This window comes from Flavobacterium sp. DG2-3 (genome assembly GCF_030730925.1).
Classification (GTDB): domain Bacteria; phylum Bacteroidota; class Bacteroidia; order Flavobacteriales; family Flavobacteriaceae; genus Flavobacterium.
Map to the genome: position 1 here is coordinate 657,236 of NZ_JAVAMB010000001.1, position 19,783 is coordinate 677,018.

Below are 19,783 nucleotides of genomic sequence, written 5' to 3' on the forward strand. Positions count from 1 at the left end.
GATGAAAAAATCCAATTTCATTCTCCAAACAGTTTCGTACATCGGACTCTTTTTTGTGGCGCTTATTGCGGTAAGCTGTTCCAAAGACGATCCAGCGACAGAAACGCCAGATCCAGATCCCGTGGTGAATCCGCCAGTGGTTACGCCAACATTTAATGGGCCAACTTACGCTGACAATTATACGGCATTTGCAAGTTGGGCCAGCAGATCGCAATGGAATTTAGCCAACGTACACGATCCATCAGTAGAGAAATCGGGAGAATACTATTATATGTACCAAACCGATGCTTCATACGGAAATTCGCATGAAGGCAACGGACATTTTTTCTACAGAAGATCAAAAGATTTAATCAATTGGGAATTCATGGGATCTACTATGACCACAGCTCCGGCTTGGGTAAAAGATTCGTTGAATAATAAAAGAGCGAGAATGAATCCGGCGCTTCCTCCAATCGAAAATCCGAATTACGGGTATTGGGCGCCGTGTGTTCGAAAAGTGGGGAATAAATTTAGAATGTATTATAGCATTGTAGTTACAAATCCAATTGTCGGAACAGATACGAATACTTCTTGGTCAGAGCGTGCTTTTATTGGTTTGGCCGAAACAGATGATTTGGCGTCTAATAATTGGGTTGACAAAGGAATGGTAGTTTGTTCTGAACCTGACGGTGTAAAAAGTTATGTTAGAAACGGAGGAAACGATTGGGATGCGTATTTCAAATTTAACGCAATCGATCCGAGTTTTATCGAAACCCCAGAAGGCGAACAATACTTAATTTATGGGTCATGGCATTCTGGAATCGCGGCTTTAAAACTAAATCCAGCAACAGGAAAACCAGACAAATTAAAAACAATTGACGATTACGGAGTTCGAATTGCAGGCCGCGGAAATGTAAACACAAACCGTTGGCAAGCGCTTGAAGGACCAGAAATCATCTACAATCCAGATACCCAATATTACTATTTGTTTTTGGCTTATGACGAATTATCCGTGGCGTACAATATACGTGTAGCGCGTTCCAAAAACATTCTTGGTCCTTACGTAACCAACACAGGAATGAGCATTACCAACGGAGCAGAATGTTTTCCGCTAGTAACACATCCGTATCAATTTAAAAATCATACAGGCTGGGTTGGATTTGCGCATTGTGCTGTTTTTCAAAACCCAACAACAAAACAATGGTTTTATGCTTCTCAAGCGCGTTTGCCTGAAGGTATTGCTGGAATCGCAGTTTCAAATGCGGTTATGATGGGACATGTTCGCGGCATTCAATGGACAGAAGACGGATGGCCAGTTGTAGAACCTGAACGTTATGCGGGAGTGCCGACAACGACTTTTGCTGAAGGAAACTTGGTAGGAACTTGGGAACAAATCACGATGAATTACCAATACAAAACCATGCAGAAAGCAGTCACAATTTATTTAACAGCCGACAAAAAAGTAAGCGGAGACATAACAGGAACTTGGTCATATGATGCTGCTAAAAAAATCGCCACCATAAACGGAGTAAAATGCAACGTAGTCGACGCTTGGGATTGGGAATCGGCTACCAGAAAAGTGACTTTAACTTACACTGGAATCAACAGCGCAGGATTAGCCGTTTGGGGTAAGAAAGTGAACTAAAAATTCCAATTTTTTTAAATCCCAAATTCCAAAGGTATAAGAGCTTAAAAACAAATCGGTAGAATCTGCGAGAGAACCATTTTAGCAGGTAGAAAAAAATCAAATAAATCTGCTCTAATCTGTAAAATCTGCGTGAAACAAAAAAATAAGCCACGAATTCACGAATTAAAATGATTAAAAAATTTGTGTAATAAAAATAACCGCAAATTTCTCGAATTATGATTTGGTAAAATTCGGGAATTCGTGGCGAAAAAAAATAAAAGCAATGATGAAAAACCTATTTACAAGCCTTTCCATTTTATTCTTATCGATAGCCACTGCGCAATCGGTAAAAACAAACAATCCCGTTATCACCGATAAATACACCGGCGATCCAGCGGCATTGGTTTATAAAGACAAAGTGTATTTGTATGCTGGTCATGATGAAGCGCCAAACGATTTTAATTTTTATAAAATGAATGAATGGCTGGTGTATTCTTCTTCTGATATGAAAAAATGGGAATCGCATCCAGTGCCTTTAAAAGTAACCGATTTTAAATGGGCAAAAAGTGATGCTTGGGCTTCGCAGGTAATAGAAAGAAATGGAAAATTCTATTGGTACGTTACGGTTGAACACGGCACAGTTCCAGGAAAATCTATTGGAGTTGCAGTTGCAGACAACCCGCTTGGACCTTTTAAAGATGCGTTAGGAAAAGCATTAATCACCAATGATATGACCAAATTTAGCGATATAAGTTGGGATGACATCGATCCGACGGTTTATATCGATGATGATGGACAAGCTTATTTATTTTGGGGAAATACTGCTTGCCATTATGCCAAATTAAAAGAAAATATGACGGAAATCGACGGAGAAATTCATCACATCAAACTGCCAAATTTCACCGAAGCACCGTGGATTCACAAGCACGAAGGCTGGTATTATTTGTCGTACGCTTATGAGTTTCCAGAGAAAATTGCCTACGCGATGAGCAAATCAATTACTGGACCTTGGGAGTTTAAAGGAATTCTAAACGAATTAGCTGGAAACTGCAATACGAATCATCAATCGATAATTAATTTTAAAGGGCAATCTTATTTCATTTATCACAACGGAGCATCACAACCACATGGAGGAAGTTTTAGAAGGTCAGTCTGCGTCGATAAATTATTTTACAACAAAGACGGAACGATGAAACGTGTGGTGATGACATCTGAGGGAATTCAGTAAGGTTGTCAGCCTGCGCGGAGTCGAAGGCCATTTCAAATTTCTGTTTTTAAAACTTAAATGTTCTTAATTAGAAAAGTAACCACAATCTTGTCATTCCGAGGAACGAGGGATATCCGCAAGTAACTCCATTTAGAGAATCGTCAATCTTTGTCGAGCTACTAACGGAGATCCTTCCTTCGTCAGGATGACAAAAATGAGAATTCATGTATAATAAAGACCTACAAGGTTTTGAAAACCTTGCAGGAGAGCTCAAAAAACTTACATCACTTATATGGTTTACAAAAACATAAAACAGACAATTACAGTTCTAATGATGTTGACAGTGTCGATGTCATTTGCGCAGGATATTGTCGTTCACGACCCCGTTGTCATCAAACAAAAAGACACTTATTATTTGTACTGCACAGGCAACGGAATCAGTGTTTTTAGTTCAAAAGATTTAAAAAAGTGGAACAAAGAGGCACCCGTTTTCAAAGAAAAACCAGTTTGGGCAGATGGTGTTGCAGCCGATTTTAAAAACCACATTTGGGCACCGGATATTTCATTCCATAACAATCAATATTATCTGTATTATTCGGTTTCCGCTTTCGCGAAAAATACGTCGGCGATTGGCGTTGCAATTAATAAAACTTTAGACCCAAAAGATAAAAATTACAAATGGGTAGATCAGGGAATCGTTATTCAATCGCACCCAAACAGAGATATGTGGAACGCCATAGATCCGAATTTAGTTTTTGATGAAAACAATACGCCATGGCTTTCTTTTGGTTCTTTTTGGGAAGGATTGAAATTGGTCAAATTAAATTCTGATTTAAAATCAATTGCAGAACCGCAAGAATGGCATACGATTTCAAAACGTAAAAGAAGTTTCGAATTAGCCGATTCAGATCCTGGAGATGGCGCGCTTGAAGCTCCATTTATCTTTAAGAAAAACGGTTATTACTATCAATTTCTTTCTTGGGATTTATGCTGTCGCGGAGAAAAAAGCACTTATAAAGTCGTTGTCGGAAGATCAAAAAGTGTAATCGGTCCTTATTTAGATAAAGAAGGAAAACAGCTAGACCAAGGCGGAGGAAGTCTAGTTGTTCAAGGCGATGAAAATTACTTTGGCGTAGGCCATAACAGCGCCTACACTTTCGACGGAAAAGATTATATGTTTTACCACGCTTACGAAAAGAAAACCAACGGAACGCCAAAATTAGTAGTCAAAGAAATGCAATGGGACGCCGATTTATGGCCTGTTCTAAAATAAACAAAGAAGTTCCGTAGGAACGAAACATATTGTAGCAACGGATTTTAATCCGTTGAACAAGATTAAAAAGATTAAAATAAATCTGCTTAATCTGCAGGAGAAAAATTTAAACACATAGAAACATAGATTTTAAAAATGTATAAAAGAGTTAAAAGAACAAATCTAGATTTGAACACATAGCTATGTGAATTTAGAGAAATGAAATGCCTTTTACAGACAAAGAAAAACTATGATTCTATGTGTTAGAAAAAATATTGTCACAGATTTTAAGATTAAAATAAATCAGCTAAATCTGCGGGAAACAAAATTTAAACACATAGCTATGTGAATTTATAAAAATGAAATGCCTTTTACAGATAAAGTAAAACTATGATTCTATGTGTTTAAAAAATAATTACATCGAATAAGTCATTATAAAACAATGAAGAAATACAACTTACCAATTTTAACGATTTTCATCTCGCTTTTGGTTTTAGTTTCCTGTAAAGAAACCAAAAACAATGCCGTACAATCGAGTAAAACTTCAGCCTTAAAAGCAGGTTACGAAATAGAACCCGTTAACATCCAAAATGTAAAATTAACCGATTCTTTTTGGTTGCCCATTATTAAAAGAGTGCAGGAAATTACAATAGAATATGCGATTCAGAAATGTAATGAAGAAGGCCGTTTTGAGAATTTTTTAATTGCTGGAAAACAAAAAACCGGAACCGTTCGCGGAGAAATGCCTTTTGACGATACCGATGTTTACAAGATTATCGAAGGCGCATCGAATACTTTGATTTCAGCACCAAATCCTAAATTGGAAAAAGTTTTAGATTCCTTAATTGCGATTGTAAAAATCGGTCAGGAAAAAGACGGTTATTTAACAACTTGGAGAACCATAAATCCAGCAAAACCGCCCGCAACTTGGGTTCCGGTGATTGAAGGAAAACGTTGGGAATCTTTACAAATTAGCCACGAATGTTATAACGCAGGACATTTGATTGAAGCGGCTATTGTACATTATGAAGCAACAGGAAAAAGAAATTTCTTGGACATCGCCATCAAAAATGCCGATTTGTTAGTGAAAACTTTTGGAGAAAAACCAGATCAGATAAGAGGAGTTCCAGGGCATCAAATTGTAGAAACGGGTTTGTTGAAATTGTATCAGATTACGGGTAAAGAAGATTATTTAAAACTGGCAAAATACTATTTGGACAATCGCGGAAATCCAAACGATCATAAATTATATGGCGAATATGCGCAAGATCATATTCCAGTAATTCAGCAAAATGAAGTGGTTGGACACGCCGTAAGAGCGGTTTATATGTATGCGGGAATGACCGATATTGTGGCTTTAACAAAAGATAAAAACTATGAAAATGCCGTAAATAATTTATGGGAAAACATGGTCAACAAAAAAATGTACATCACAGGCGGAATCGGTTCAAGACATGACGGCGAAGCTTTTGGAGTAAATTACGAATTGCCAAACTTAACCGCTTACAACGAAACCTGCGCTGCAATCGGAGATGTATATTGGAATCACAGACTACACAGTTTATACGGAAAATCGAAATATTTTGATGTGATCGAAAGAACCATGTACAACGGATTAATTTCGGGTATTTCGCTTGACGGAAAACAATTTTTCTATCCCAATGCTTTAGAATCTGATGGAGTTTATAAGTCAAATAGAGGTTCATGTACGCGTCAGGCTTGGTTTGATTGTTCTTGCTGTCCGACAAATCTGATTCGTTTTATTCCGTCAATTCCGGGGTTGATTTATTCGAAAACAAAGAATGATTTATTTGTGAATTTATATGCTTCAAACGACGCTTCTTTCACTTTAGGAAAAACCGATTTACAGATTTCACAGCAGACTTCGTATCCGTGGAATGGAAAAGTTGGCATTTCTGTTAACCCAAAAAAAGAAAGTAAATTCACGATTAAACTTAGAGTTCCGGGTTGGGCAAGAAATGAAGTTTTACCAGGCGATTTATATACGTATAAAAAAGCTTCGACTCAAAAACCAACGATTACGATAAACGGAGAAATAATAGCAATTCAGCCTGAAAATGGTTATTTCAACGTAACCAGAAATTGGAAAAAAGGAGACAAAATTGCGCTTAATTTTCCAATGGAAGTTCAGGAAGTTGAAACCAATTCGAAAGTTGAAACCAACAAAAACAAAGTTTCTTTAGAATACGGACCAATTGTTTATGCGTTTGAAGAAGTGGATAATAATAGCAATTTCGATAAAATAAATATCAGCGCCAACGATACTTTCCAAGTAAGAAAAGAAGCCAATTTATTGAATGGAGTGAATGTAATTGAAACTGATAAATTCAAAGCCATTCCATACTATTCTTGGTCAAACCGAGGCGTAAATAAAATGAAAGTCTGGATTGATTTTAAAAACTGAATTCCGCACAAATAAATTTAATTCAACAAACCAATATAACATGCAAATAAACCTATTAAAAAATCTGGCACTTTCAGCCGTTGTTTTTGTAAGTGTCTCTTCCTGTACAGATAAAAAAGCAGAAAAAGAGCTGTCTAAAGAAAAAGTGACTGCGACAAAAACAACTTTAACCAACAAACCTATTGTGTTGCAAAGAGCAGATCCTTTTATCTACAAGCATACAGATGGGTATTACTATTTTACAGGGTCTGTACCAACTTACGACGCTATAGAGTTAAGACGCGCAAAGTCTATTGATGAACTTCAAAATGCGGAAACTTTTAGAGTGTGGGAAAAACACAAAAGCGGACCAATGAGCCGTCATGTTTGGGCTCCGGAAATTCATTATTTGGATGGAAAATGGTACGTATATTTTGCAGCAAGCCAAGAAGACGATATTTGGAGATTAAGACCTTATGTTTTGCAGTGTACAGGTCAGGATCCTTTGCATGATAAGTGGATTGAATTGGGGCAAATGCAGGCAGCTGACGCAGATCCAAAAAGTTTTACCGATTTTTCTCTAGACGGGACTGTGTTTGAGCATAAAAATAAACGCTATTTCTGTTGGGCAGAAAAAACAGGCGGGCAGTTTGCAGCTTCTAATTTGTATTTAGCCGAAATGGAATCACCCATAAAACTAAAAACAGTTCAATTCATGCTAACGACTCCTGATTATGATTGGGAGCGTATAGGTTTTTGGGTAAATGAAGGGCCTGCATTTCTTAAACACAATGGCAAAATTTATATTACTTTTTCGGCAAGTGCTACTGGTTCTTGTTACAGTATGGGAATGATGGAAGCAGATGAAAATGCTGATTTATTAGATAGAAATTCTTGGAAAAAATCCAGATATCCTGTATTAAAAACCAATGAAGCGAAAAAAATATATGGGCCAGGGCATAACTCTTTTACAGTAGATGAAAACGGAGAACCATTAGTAATTTATCATGCAAGGGATTATGAAAAAGCGGTTGGCGATCCCAAAGTGGTACCTGCAACAGATAAAAGACCATTGAAAGAAATTATTGCAGATCCGTTATATGATCCTAATCGCCATGCGAGAATGATGAAATTAAAATTTGATAAAAACGGTAGGCCAATATTTGAATTTAATTAAAAATTTAAAATAATGTGAATACGATTTCCAACTTATTTTCTGACTGTTTTGAAGATTAAGATGAAATAATCGCAAAAGAATAAATGTAATGTTGACATTTATCTTTGGTTTTAAGCTTAAAGCCTTGTTTTGATGCATTTTTTATAAAAATTAAATAGCAAAATCATATTAAGTGTTTTTTGTACACTTATAAAATTATAATCTTTATATTTGTCAATTATTTAACCAATTAAATTTAGAAATGAAAAATTACGTAATAGGATTGGACTACGGAACAGATTCTGTTCGAGCGGTGCTTATTGACGCAGAAAATGGACAGGAGTTGGCATCAAATGTTTCTCATTATAAAAGATGGAAAAACAAACAATATTGTGACGCTTCTATAAATCAGTTTCGCCAGCATCCTTTGGATCATATTGAAGGATTGGAAATCACGATTCAAACCGTTATTAAAGAAAGTAAAGTTGATCCTTCGTTAGTAAAAGGAATTTGTATCGATACAACTGGATCTTCTCCAGTTCCGGTTACGAAAGACGGAACACCATTGGCATTGACAAAAGGTTTTGAAGAAAATCCGAATGCGATGATGGTTTTATGGAAAGATCATACTTCAATCAACGAAGCAAACGAAATCAACGAACTGGCAGTAAGCTGGGGCGGAGAAGACGTTACTAAATATGTAGGCGGAATTTATTCTTCTGAATGGTTTTGGGCAAAAATTCTTCACATTGCAAGACAAGACGAAGCGGTTCGAAATGCAGCGCACACTTGGATGGAACATTGCGATTTAATGACATATTTATTAATTGAAGATAAAGATTTAAAAAGCTTCAAAAGAAGCCGTTGCGCGGCGGGTCACAAAGCGATGTGGCACACCGACTGGAACGGATTACCGCCAGCTGAATTCTTAGAAAAACTACATCCGTATTTAGCGCAGCTTCGTGGCAATTTATACGATGAGACTTATACTTCAGATTTAGCAGCTGGAAAATTAAGCAAAGAATGGGCAGACCGTTTAGGACTTTCAACAGAAACCATTATTGCTGTTGGAACTTTCGACGCGCATTCTGGAGCAGTTGGAGCCAAAATCGAAGAGAATACTTTGGTTCGTGTTATGGGAACTTCAACTTGCGATATTCTGGTTGGTTCTTATGATGAGGTAGGAACAAAAACCGTACGCGGAATCTGCGGACAAGTGGACGGATCTGTAATTCCGGGATTTATCGGTTTGGAAGCGGGACAATCTGCTTTTGGTGATTTATTGGCTTGGTACAAAGAATTATTGATGTGGCCGACAGAACATTTATTGGGTTCATCTTCTGTTTTAAACGATGCTCAAAAAGAACAATTAAGAGAAGAATTCAGCGATAAATTGATTGTTGAATTAACGAAAGAAGCAGAGAAAATTCCAGTTTCAGAAAGTCTTCCAATTGCTTTAGACTGGATTAATGGACGTAGAACTCCAGATGCCAATCAAGAAGTGAAAAGCGCGATTTCAAACCTTTCTTTAGGAACAAAAGCACCACATATTTTTAAAGCTTTGGTAAACGCAATTTGTTTTGGAGCGAAGAAAATCGTAGACCGTTTTGAAGAAGAAGGTGTAAAAATCGACAGCGTTATCGGAATTGGCGGTGTTGCCCGTAAATCTCCTTTTATCATGCAGACTTTGGCAAATGTTTTAAACAAGCCAATTAAAATTGCAGCGTCAGATCAAACGCCAGCTTTAGGAGCGGCAATTTACGCAGCCGTTGCAGCCGGAATTTATCCAAACGTAATCGAAGCAAGTCAGAAAATAGGAAGTAATTTTGATGGAGAATATTTCCCTCAAACAGATAAAGTAGAAGCATATCACAAACTGCTTTTAGCTTACGAACAATTAAGCGCTTTCGCTGATCCAACTATTAAAATTTCTCAAAATGAGTTCTCTTTATAAAGATTTAAAACAAGAATGCTACGAGGCAAATATGCAGTTAAACGCATTGAATCTTGTAGTGTATACTTTCGGAAATGTGAGCGCTGTGGACAGAAAAAATGGTGTTTTTGCCATTAAGCCAAGTGGTGTTCCGTACGAAGATTTAAAACCTGAAGATATCGTAATTGTCGATTTTGATAATAATGTTATTGAAGGAACAATGCGTCCGTCATCAGACACGAAAACACATGCGTATTTATACAAAAACTGGCCAAATATTGGAGGCGTTGCACACACTCACGCAACGTATTCTGTAGCTTGGGCGCAGTCGCAACAAGATATTCCGATTTTTGGAACAACGCATGCCGATCATTTAACAGCAGATATTCCGTGCGCACCGCCAATGGCAGATCATTTAATTGAAGGAAATTACGAACACAATACCGGAATCCAGATTTTGGATTGTTTCAAAGAAAAAAATCTTTCGTACGAAGAAGTAGAAATGATTTTAATTGGAAATCACGGTCCGTTTGCCTGGGGAAAAAATGCGGCAAAAGCGGTTTACAACAGTAAAGTTTTGGAAGTTGTGGCAGAAATGGCGTATCTGACTTTACAAATAAATCCGAATGCACCAAGATTAAAAGATTCATTAATAAAGAAACATTACAATCGTAAACACGGAAAAGATTCGTATTACGGACAATAGAATTTTTGTTTCAGGTTTTTTTGTTTCATGTTTCAAGTTTTTGGAACTTGAAACTTGGAGCGTGAAACTTTAAACAAATAAAACAAAAATAAACAATTCAAGCTTTTTCAGATTCCAACCAACTTGAAACCTGAAACTTGAAACAAAATAAACAAATAAAGACATGATTGATATCTCTCAAAAAGAAGTATGGTTTGTAGTAGGAAGCCAGGAATTATACGGTGAAGAAACACTAAGAAAAGTAGCAGAACATTCGCAGATTATTGCAAAAGGATTAGACGCTTCGTCTTCAATTCCAGTAAAAGTGGTTTATAAAGATGTGGTGAAATCACCTTCGCAAATTTTAGACGTTTGTTTAGCGGCAAACTCTGCTAAAAATTGTATCGGAATCATCGCTTGGATGCACACTTTTTCACCAGCAAAAATGTGGATTGGCGGATTAAATATCCTTAAAAAACCATTATGTCATTTACATACGCAATATAACGCTGAAATTCCGTGGGGAAGCATCGATATGGATTTCATGAACTTGAACCAATCGGCACACGGAGATCGTGAATTCGGTTTCATCATGTCAAGATTACGTAAAAAACGTAAAGTAGTTGTGGGACACTGGGAAGACCAAAGAGTTCAAAAACAATTAGGCATCTGGTCAAGAGTGGTTTTAGGATGGGATGAATTGCAAAACTTAAAAGTTGCCCGTATCGGAGACAATATGCGTGAAGTTGCCGTTACAGAAGGTGATAAAGTTGAGGCGCAAATTCGTTTCGGAATGTCGGTAAACGGATACGATTCTTCAGATGTTACTAAACATATTGAAAAAGTTACAGACAAACAATTAGCTGATTTATTAGCGGTTTATGAGTCTTCTTATAGCTTAACCGATTCTTTAAAAGAAGGTGGAGCGCAAAGAAGTTCATTAGTTGAAGCAGCAAAAATCGAATTAGGTTTAAGAGCTTTCTTAGAAGAAGGTGGATTCGGAGCTTTTACAGATACATTTGAAAACCTTGGCGTTTGGAAACAATTGCCAGGAATTGCAACACAAAGATTAATGGCCGACGGTTATGGTTTTGGTGGAGAAGGAGACTGGAAAACGGCTGCAATGGTGAGAGCTTTAAAAGTAATGTGTATTGGTCTGGAAGGCGGAACCTCTTTCATGGAAGATTATACCTACCATTTCACACCGCAAAAATCATACGTTTTAGGATCTCACATGTTAGAAATCTGTCCATCAATCGCTGACGGAAAACCTTCTTGCGAAGTGCACCCGTTAGGAATTGGAGGCAAAGAAGATCCGGCTCGTTTAGTATTCAATTCTCCTGCAGGTGACGCTATCAACGTTTCTTTAGTTGATATGGGAACTCGTTTCCGTTTGATCGTGAACGAAGTTACAGCGGTTAAACCAATGGCTGAGTTGCCAAAACTTCCTGTAGCACGCGTTCTTTGGGATTGTAAACCAAACTTAGAAGTAGCAGCAACGGCATGGATTTTAGCAGGAGGTGCGCACCATACGGTTTACAGCCAGTCGATCACAACAGAATTTATGGAAGATTTTGCAGATATCGCTGGAATCGAATTGTTGGTTATTGATGAAAGAACAACTGTAAGAGAGTTTAAAGATAAAATCAATGCCAACGAAGCTTATTTCCATTTGTTTCAACACGGTCTGTAAGGCAGTTAAATATAATTTGTAAGATGTGAAATGTGAAAAAACTTAAAAATGTGATTTTTACATTTTAAAAATGATTAAATTTCACATCGAACATTTTACTTCTAACATCTAACTTTTTACAAACCAAAAAAATATCAATTTATGAATGTATTAAAACGTAGTGTCTTCATTTTAACTCTGTTGAGTACGGCAATAGTATTAGTTGAATGTAAAGGCGAGAAAAAAGCTGATACAGAAAAAACAGAAACTGCTGATGCAAAAGCTTCGGTTACGATTGAAAAATCGGAATACGGAACGACTGCAAAAGGTGAAAAAGTCGAGAGTTATAAACTGAAAAACCAAAATGGGATGGAAGTTGATATCATCACTTTTGGAGGAAGAATTACTAACTTGAAAGTACCGAATAAAGAAGGTGTTTCAGAAAATGTAGTAATCGGCTTTAATTCTTTGGCACAATACGAAAAAGAGAATCCATTTTTTGGAGCTTTAATCGGAAGATACGGAAACAGAATTGCGAAAGGAAAATTTTCGCTTGACGGAAAAGAATATCAGCTAGCAATTAATAACGCTCCAAATGCTTTACACGGTGGTCCGCAAGGATTTTTTAATGTAGTTTGGAAAGCAGATGAGGTTAAATCTGGTGAAACAGCTTTTTTAAAATTATCTTATTTAAGTAAAGATATGGAAGAAGGATATCCTGGAAATTTACAAGTTTTTGTGACTTATACATTGACAAATGATAATCAGTTGGAAGTTTTGTATGAAGCTACGACAGACAAGAAAACGGTTGTGAATTTAACGCAGCATTCTTATTTCAATTTATCTGGAGATTTTACGAAAACAATCCTAGATCACGAATTGACTTTAAATGCAGACAAATTAGTTCCAGTTGACGCGACTTTGATTCCGACAGGAAAATTAGAAGATGTTGCGAATACGCCTTTCGATTTCAGAACGCCAAAATTAATTGGAAAAGATATTGCAGTTAAAAATGAGCAGTTAGAAAAAGGAAAAGGTTACGATCACTGCTGGGTTTTAAATAATCCAGAAAAAGGAAAAACCATCATTGCAAAAGTGTACCACGCGCCAAGTGGAAGAATTCTTGAAATGACAACAGACGAACCTGGAATTCAGTTCTATTCTGGAAATTTCCTTGACGGAACTTTACCGATGCCAAAAGGAGGAACTTTTGCACACAGAACAGGATTATGTTTAGAAACAGAACATTATCCAGATTCTCCAAACCAGAAAAACTTTCCAACAACGGTTTTGAACCCGGGAGAAAATTATAAAACGAAAACGACTTTTAAATTCTCTGTAAAGAAGTAATTTTTAAAATCTGTTAATTAGTTTAGTAATTCTAAGAACCTCGAAAGTGATTTGCTTTCGAGGTTTTTTTATAGGTAAAATTAAGGTGAAAAAAGATTGTAAAAGAATAAAAATTTGTACGTTCTTTCTTATATTTGAAAAATAACTATCCTAAAAAAAACTTTTTATTTATGAAAAAACCGATTAAACTATTATTGTTATTGTTAATTTTTTCAGTATTTGAAATAACAAATGCTCAGGTTGAAATGAATTTCAAATTTGATACTCCATACGGTAAAAATGAAACCGTTGGAAAATTTGTTGTACTTAATGGTGCTAAAATCTATTACGAAGAATATGGAAAAGGAGAGCCATTATTGCTGATTCATGGAAATAACGGTAGTATTGAATCGATGGGAAATCAGATTGATTATTTTAAAACCAAATATAGAGTTATTATCGCCGATAACAGAGGTCAAGGTAAATCGGAGTTGAAAACAGATTCTTTAACTTATACTCAAATTACAAAAGATTGGGAAGGATTAGTAAATCATTTAAAATTAGATTCTATCAGCATTGTAGGATGGAGTGATGGCGGAATTGTTGCTTTGCAAATGGGAATTTCAGGTAAAACCAAAATAAAGAAAATGGTGGCAATGGGTGCCAATTTGAGACCTAACGGTGTTAATTCTTGGGCGATTAATGATGTTTCGAAAACGAGAGATATGCTTGAGTCGAAAATTAAAGCGAAAGACACCAGTGAAAATTGGGATTTAGGAAAACAACTTGCCGGACTTTTGTTAAACCAACCCAATATTCCAGCAAAAGATTTATCAAAAATAAAGGCAAAAGTTCTTGTAATAGCAGGAGACAGAGATATAATTAGAAACGAGCATACGGTTGAAATTTTTGAAAATCTTGTAAGCGCGCAATTGTGTATTATGCCTGGAGAAACGCATTTTGCACCAGCTTCTAGTGCAGAGATGTTTAATGCTATAGTAAATAAATTTTTATCAGAACCATTTAAAAGACCAGATTCTGACTGGACTAAATGGGGAAAATAATTTTTTGGAATTTGTTAATTTATTCTAATTTCTAAAACCTCTAAAGTAATTGCTTTCGAGGTTTTTTAGTTTTAATAGCCACGAATTCACGAATTTTTTCTAAAAAATTCCAAGTTGTGAAATTGAAATTTGTGAAATTAGATTTTTACATACATTTCAATTTGCATAAATTCGTGAATTCGTGGCGAAAAAAAGCAGTTATGGCATTCAAACATTTATTCAAAACCCAATTAAACTGGACTTCCAAGAAAAATGAAACAGAATCATCAAAAAGATTCTACAGCAAAACCCATCAAATAAAAATTGAAGGAAAACCAGTTTTAGACGTTTCAGCGGCAAAAGCTTTCAAAGGTGATCCAGAATTATACAATCCCGAAGATTTATTGTTGAGCAGTTTGGTTTCCTGCCATATGATGTCATATTTATACGTCTGTTCTCAAAACGGAATTGAAGTTCTCGAATATTTTGATAATGCGGAGGGAATTTTAGAAGTAAATCCAGACGGAAGCGGCCGTTTTACAGAAGTTCGGTTAAATCCAAAAGTTATAATTGCAAATTCAGATAGAATGGAGTTGGCTTTAGAGCTTCATACAAAAGCAAATCAATTGTGTTTTATTGCTAATTCGTGCAATTTTCCAGTTTTGCATAATGCGAGTTGTGAGGTTTTTTAATTTTAACGTACAGAAAAGCGTACATTTGTAAAAATTGGTAATTATGAAAACAGTTAGTGTAACAGAATTTAGAGGAAATATTAAAAAGTATTTGGATATAGCAGAGTCTGAAAAATTAATAATTCACAGAGGGAAAGGTCGTTCATTTGTTGTGATTCCATTAGATGAAGAAAATGATGATTCTTTGTTGAGTAATGCCCAGAAAGCTGCAATAGATGAAGCTTTGGAAGATGTAGCAAAAGGAAGAGTTCAATCTCACCAAGATGTCATGGATGAAACTAAAAAACGTTTTCCACATTTATTCAATAGGTAATCCATGGTAAGAATAATTTGGACAAATACTGCAAAAAATGATTACTGGCAAAATATTGAATATTTAGAAAGAGAATGGACTTTGCAAGATGTTTATAATTTTATAGATAAAACAGATACTCTCATTGAGTTACTCACAAGACAAAACGTGATTTTTAAATCTTCAAATTATAAAAATGTTTTTCAGATTCCCGTTACAAAGCAAATTACATTGTACTATACAATTGTAGATAATGATAATATTGAGCTTTTAAGATTTTGGAATACATATCAAAATCCTGAAAAATTTAAATTATAGGAAAATCTATAAAACAAAAAAACCTCTTCCGTTAAGAAGAGGTTTTGTACCCGGAGCCGGAGTCGAACCGGCACGGTTTCCCACAGGTGTTTGAGACCAGCGCGTCTACCAATTCCGCCATCCGGGCTTAGCAGACGAAAAAACAATCTAAAGTGATTATTTTAACGCAATAGAATGAGTTCATTTCTGTGCCCATTCCTTTAACACGGTGCAAATGTAAAAAATAAAATTAAAAATTCTAATAAAAAATCTCAAAATTTTACTTTCAGTGTTCGATTAATTTTATAAATTTGCAGCTCGTTAAAACGAAGCACACACAACTAACTACATCCGAGACATTTAAGCGTATCGAGCTTTACAGAAATGATAGAGTAAAAATCTATTAAATGTAGCGGAAATAAAACTACACATATAATGTCGCACCTAGAACCAGAAGCTAAAATTTTTGCTTGTTCACAAAGTGTTTATCTTGCAGAAAAAATTGCAAAAGACTACGGGATTCCGTTAGGAAAAGTAACGATGTCAACGTATAGTGATGGAGAATTTCAGCCATCTTACGAAGAGTCAATAAGAGGATTGCGAGTATTCATCGTATGTTCAACTTTTCCAAGTGCAGATAATCTGATGGAATTGTTGTTAATGATTGATGCGGCAAAACGTGCATCAGCAAGACATATTACAGCGGTTATGCCTTATTTTGGTTGGGCAAGACAAGATAGAAAAGACAAACCAAGAGTTCCGATTGGAGCAAAGTTAGTAGCAAATCTATTAACAGCTGCAGGAGCAACAAGAATCATGACAATGGACCTGCATGCAGACCAGATTCAAGGATTCTTTGAAAAACCAGTAGATCATTTATTTGCATCTACAATCTTTTTACCATACGTAGAAAGTTTAAATTTAGAAAATCTAACAATTGCATCTCCAGATATGGGAGGTTCAAAAAGAGCATATGCTTACTCTAAGTTTCTAGAATCAGATGTAGTAATCTGTTACAAACAAAGAAAAGCAGCCAACGTTATCGACACTATGGAGCTAATTGGTGAAGTAAAAGGACGTAACGTAATCTTAGTAGACGACATGATCGATACAGGAGGAACTTTAGCGAAAGCTGCCGACCTAATGATCGAAAAAGGAGCGCTAAGTGTAAGAGCAATTTGTACACACGCTATTTTATCTGGCGGTGCGTACGAAAAAATTGAAAACTCAAAACTAACAGAATTAATCGTAACAGATTCTATTCCGTTAAAGAGAGAATCAAAGAAAATAAAAGTGGTAAGCTGCGCGCCTCTATTTGCTGAGGTAATGCAAATGGTTCACCACAACAATTCCATCAGTGGAAAATTTATAATGTAGTCATTGCGAAGAACGAAGCAATCTCACTACAATAAGAATTAGAATATTTATTTAATAACTATATTTTTTTACAATGAAATCGATTACAATTAAAGGATCAGAAAGAGAAAGCGTGGGCAAAGTGTCAACTAAAGCCTTACGTAATGCTGGACAGGTACCTTGCGTATTATACGGAGGAAACCAAGCAGTACATTTCTCAGCAGACGTTACTGCATTCAAAAACTTGGTTTACACTCCAAACGCTCACACAGTTGTGATCGAACTTGGAAAAGGAAAATCATTCAATGCAATTTTGCAAGATATCCAAGTTCACCCAGTATCTGACAAAATTTTACACATTGACTTCTTCCAATTATTTGATGATAAAGAAATCACTATGGAAGTTCCTGTAAAAATCGTTGGTACATCTAAAGGTGTTCTTGCGGGAGGTGTTTTACGTTTGAACCAACGTAAATTGAAAGTTAAAGCTATTCCAGCAAATCTTCCTGATTTTGTTGAAGCTGACATCACTCCACTTGAAATGGGTAACAAATTATACGTTACTAAAGTTGGAAAACCAGAGTACAAAATTATGCACCCAGACAACACAGTTGTTGCTCAAGTAAGAATTTCTCGTGCTGCTATGAAAGCTGCTCAAGAAGCTGCAAAAGCTGCAAAAGCTCCTGCAAAAGGAAAGAAAAAATAATTTTTTTCAAACTATACAAAAAGCCTCAATCTTACGATTGGGGCTTTTTTTTTTTAAGCTTCTAAGTTTCTAAGGTGCTGAGCTTCTAAGTTTGAAAAATCGTATTTTTTTGTCAGGCTGAGCGGAGTCGAAGCCCTACACAGTGATTCACGTGCTCCAAATTATCTAATTGCTACATTCCTCTAATTATCTAATTATTTTTTAGAAGCACAAACCTCCGTTTTCATCAGAAGTAACATTCCTGCCATCCGCTAAATCTTTTCCTGGTCTCGTCAAAAAAAACGAGACCAGAAAAAGGATATCGCTCCTGTCAGGGCTAACGAGAAATATCGTTTTTATAAGTTGGAATGAGGTTTGAAAAAAAATCTTGTTTCAATCTTTTGTCAGGCTGAGCGGAGCCGAAGCCGCGCAAAGTATTTCATGTTAGATTGTTAAGCTTTGAGCTGAGGCTTCGACTCCGCTCAGCCTGACAAAAATGAGAAAAGAATACAGGACAATTCTTCGCGTTCTTCGCGTAAATCCTTCACAAACTTTGCGGTTAAAAAAACACAGCTAACAGGAAATTATCTAATTGACAAATTATCTAATTGACAAATTATCTAATTAACACATTTCCTAATTCCCCAATTAACCTTATTTTTGCTAAATGATAAAATGGATAACAAAACTGTTTTCATCAACACTCAAAGAAGAGAACACAGATAATATGAAGAAATATTTAATCGTCGGATTAGGAAATATCGGAGCCGAATACGTAAACACCAGACATAACATTGGATTTAAAATACTTGATTTCTTAGCCAAAAAAGAAGGTCTTTCGTTTGAAACCGTAAAATTAGGTTCGTTGGCGGAATATAAATTTAAAGGGAGAACTTTTTTTCTTTTAAAGCCTAATACTTATATGAACTTAAGCGGAAAAGCAGTGAAATACTGGATGGACAAAGAAAATATTCCGCTGGAAAATATATTGGTTATTACAGACGATTTAAACCTTTCTTTTGGAACAATCAGAATTAAACCAAAAGGAAGCGATGGCGGTCATAACGGACTTAAAAACATCAATCTGGTTTTAAATACTCAAAACTATACCCGTTATAGATTTGGTATTAGCGACCAGTTTAAAAAAGGCCAGCAAGTAGATTATGTTTTAGGAGAATGGACTGCTGAGGAGGAAGCAAAACTACCAGAACGCTACGAAATTTCAGCAGAAATAATTAGGACTTTCGGAACAGCAGGTTTAGAAAATACGATGACCACTTTTAATGGAAAATAAAGATTTTCAGTTGTTTATGTGATAAAAATGTAAATTATCAGTTAATTAAATTCAATTATAACGAAATAGTATTTTCAATTCCAAAGTTAAATGTTTAAATTTGGAATAAATTATTATAAACCATAAAATCATTTTACCATGGCTTTTGAATTACCACAATTACCTTATGCATACGATGCATTAGAACCACATATTGATGCACGTACAATGGAAATCCATCATACAAAGCACCACAATGCATACACTACAAATCTTAACGCAGCAATCGCTGGAACAGATTTAGAAGGAAAAACAATCGAAAATATCTTAATCAACTTAGATAAATCTAACGCAGCAGTTCGTAACAATGGTGGAGGTTTCTACAACCACAATTTGTTCTGGACAGTTATGTCTCCAAATGGAGGAGGATTGCCAACAGGTGATTTATTAGCTGCAATTGAAGCTTCTTTCGGATCATTCGAAGAATTTAAAGCAAAATTTGCTAAAGCTGGAGCTACACAATTCGGTTCAGGATGGGCTTGGTTAACAGTGCAAAAAGGTGGAAAATTAGAAGTTGTAGGTACTCCAAATCAAGACAATCCATTAATGCCAGAAGTTGCTGGTAATGGTGGAACTCCAATCTTAGGAATGGACGTTTGGGAGCACGCTTACTACTTAAACTACCAAAACAGAAGACCAGATTATATTGAAGCTTTCTTCAGTGTAATTAACTGGACAGAAGTTGCTAGAAGATTTGCTTTAGACAAATAAGAAAATAGAGTAAAGAAAATAGAAGAAAGACGAATGGCGAAAGCTGTTCGTCTTTTTTTTTTTTATAAGTTTTAAGTTTAAGTCTTTGTTCTATTTTCTTTTATCTATTCTCTAAAAAAAATAAAATAAA

17 protein-coding genes and 1 tRNA gene are annotated in these 19,783 nt (G+C 35.8%); 17 read left to right on the top strand and 1 reads right to left on the bottom strand.

Features of this window, described 5'->3' with window-relative positions:
- Position 1: 1 nt before the first annotated feature.
- The 13 genes from Q9Q97_RS02830 to Q9Q97_RS02890 all read left to right on the top strand — a co-directional run bounded on the left by Q9Q97_RS02830 (position 2) and on the right by Q9Q97_RS02890 (position 15,589).
- Positions 2-1,624, top strand: coding sequence for an arabinan endo-1,5-alpha-L-arabinosidase (locus tag Q9Q97_RS02830; RefSeq protein WP_306154190.1), 1,623 nt, complete (start codon positions 2-4; stop codon positions 1,622-1,624).
- Between the two features lie 268 nt (positions 1,625-1,892).
- Positions 1,893-2,834, top strand: a complete 942-nt coding sequence (locus Q9Q97_RS02835; protein WP_306154852.1) for a glycoside hydrolase family 43 protein — start codon at positions 1,893-1,895, stop codon at positions 2,832-2,834.
- Between the two features lie 271 nt (positions 2,835-3,105).
- The gene (locus Q9Q97_RS02840) at positions 3,106-4,086 is read left to right on the top strand and encodes an arabinan endo-1,5-alpha-L-arabinosidase (RefSeq protein WP_306154192.1); all 981 of its coding nucleotides are present in this window, start codon (positions 3,106-3,108) and stop codon (positions 4,084-4,086) included.
- A 421-nt stretch (positions 4,087-4,507) separates the two neighbouring features.
- Positions 4,508-6,490, top strand: a complete 1,983-nt coding sequence (locus Q9Q97_RS02845; RefSeq protein ID WP_306154194.1) for a glycoside hydrolase family 127 protein — start codon at positions 4,508-4,510, stop codon at positions 6,488-6,490.
- Between the two features lie 40 nt (positions 6,491-6,530).
- Positions 6,531-7,646: a glycoside hydrolase family 43 protein gene (locus Q9Q97_RS02850; RefSeq protein ID WP_306154196.1), complete on the top strand. Its 1,116-nt coding sequence runs from the start codon at positions 6,531-6,533 to the stop codon at positions 7,644-7,646.
- 241 nt (positions 7,647-7,887) lie between these two features.
- Positions 7,888-9,579 (top strand): ribulokinase, encoded by a 1,692-nt coding sequence (locus Q9Q97_RS02855; RefSeq protein WP_306154198.1) that lies wholly within the window; start codon positions 7,888-7,890, stop codon positions 9,577-9,579.
- On the top strand, positions 9,563-10,264 hold the full coding sequence (locus tag Q9Q97_RS02860; RefSeq protein WP_144216206.1) for an L-ribulose-5-phosphate 4-epimerase: 702 nt from the start codon (positions 9,563-9,565) through the stop codon (positions 10,262-10,264). Before Q9Q97_RS02855 ends, Q9Q97_RS02860 begins: the two co-directional genes overlap by 17 nt.
- 163 nt (positions 10,265-10,427) lie before the next feature.
- Positions 10,428-11,936 (top strand): L-arabinose isomerase, encoded by a 1,509-nt coding sequence (araA, locus tag Q9Q97_RS02865; RefSeq protein WP_306154200.1) that lies wholly within the window; start codon positions 10,428-10,430, stop codon positions 11,934-11,936.
- Between the two features lie 141 nt (positions 11,937-12,077).
- Complete coding sequence (locus Q9Q97_RS02870; RefSeq protein WP_306154202.1) at positions 12,078-13,265, top strand: aldose epimerase family protein; 1,188 nt, start codon at positions 12,078-12,080, stop codon at positions 13,263-13,265.
- Positions 13,266-13,435: 170 nt separating this feature from the next.
- Entirely contained in the window at positions 13,436-14,308 is an 873-nt protein-coding gene (locus tag Q9Q97_RS02875; RefSeq protein ID WP_306154204.1) for an alpha/beta fold hydrolase, read from the top strand.
- Positions 14,309-14,508: 200 nt separating this feature from the next.
- On the top strand, positions 14,509-14,979 hold the full coding sequence (locus tag Q9Q97_RS02880) for an OsmC family protein (RefSeq protein ID WP_306154205.1): 471 nt from the start codon (positions 14,509-14,511) through the stop codon (positions 14,977-14,979).
- Between the two features lie 43 nt (positions 14,980-15,022).
- Positions 15,023-15,292 carry a type II toxin-antitoxin system Phd/YefM family antitoxin gene (locus Q9Q97_RS02885; RefSeq protein ID WP_306154207.1) on the top strand — a complete coding sequence of 90 codons (270 nt, stop codon included), beginning with the start codon at positions 15,023-15,025 and terminating at the stop codon, positions 15,290-15,292.
- Positions 15,293-15,295: 3 nt separating this feature from the next.
- A complete protein-coding gene (locus Q9Q97_RS02890) occupies positions 15,296-15,589 on the top strand; it encodes a type II toxin-antitoxin system RelE/ParE family toxin (protein WP_306154209.1) in 294 nt (97 codons plus the stop codon).
- 47 nt (positions 15,590-15,636) lie between these two features.
- On the opposite strand, the gene Q9Q97_RS02895 is transcribed toward Q9Q97_RS02890, so the two are convergent.
- Positions 15,637-15,716: transfer RNA gene (locus Q9Q97_RS02895), tRNA-Leu, on the bottom strand.
- Positions 15,717-16,003: 287 nt separating this feature from the next.
- Here Q9Q97_RS02895 and Q9Q97_RS02900 point away from each other — a divergent pair.
- From Q9Q97_RS02900 to Q9Q97_RS02915, 4 genes are all read left to right on the top strand, one after another.
- On the top strand, positions 16,004-16,945 hold the full coding sequence (locus tag Q9Q97_RS02900; protein WP_008465976.1) for a ribose-phosphate pyrophosphokinase: 942 nt from the start codon (positions 16,004-16,006) through the stop codon (positions 16,943-16,945).
- Between the two features lie 73 nt (positions 16,946-17,018).
- Positions 17,019-17,630, top strand: a complete 612-nt coding sequence (locus Q9Q97_RS02905; RefSeq protein WP_306154212.1) for a 50S ribosomal protein L25/general stress protein Ctc — start codon at positions 17,019-17,021, stop codon at positions 17,628-17,630.
- A 646-nt stretch (positions 17,631-18,276) separates the two neighbouring features.
- On the top strand, positions 18,277-18,903 hold the full coding sequence (gene pth / locus Q9Q97_RS02910; RefSeq protein WP_306154214.1) for an aminoacyl-tRNA hydrolase: 627 nt from the start codon (positions 18,277-18,279) through the stop codon (positions 18,901-18,903).
- A gap of 138 nt (positions 18,904-19,041) precedes the next feature.
- Entirely contained in the window at positions 19,042-19,653 is a 612-nt protein-coding gene (locus Q9Q97_RS02915; protein WP_095930681.1) for a superoxide dismutase, read from the top strand.
- Positions 19,654-19,783 lie beyond the last annotated feature (130 nt).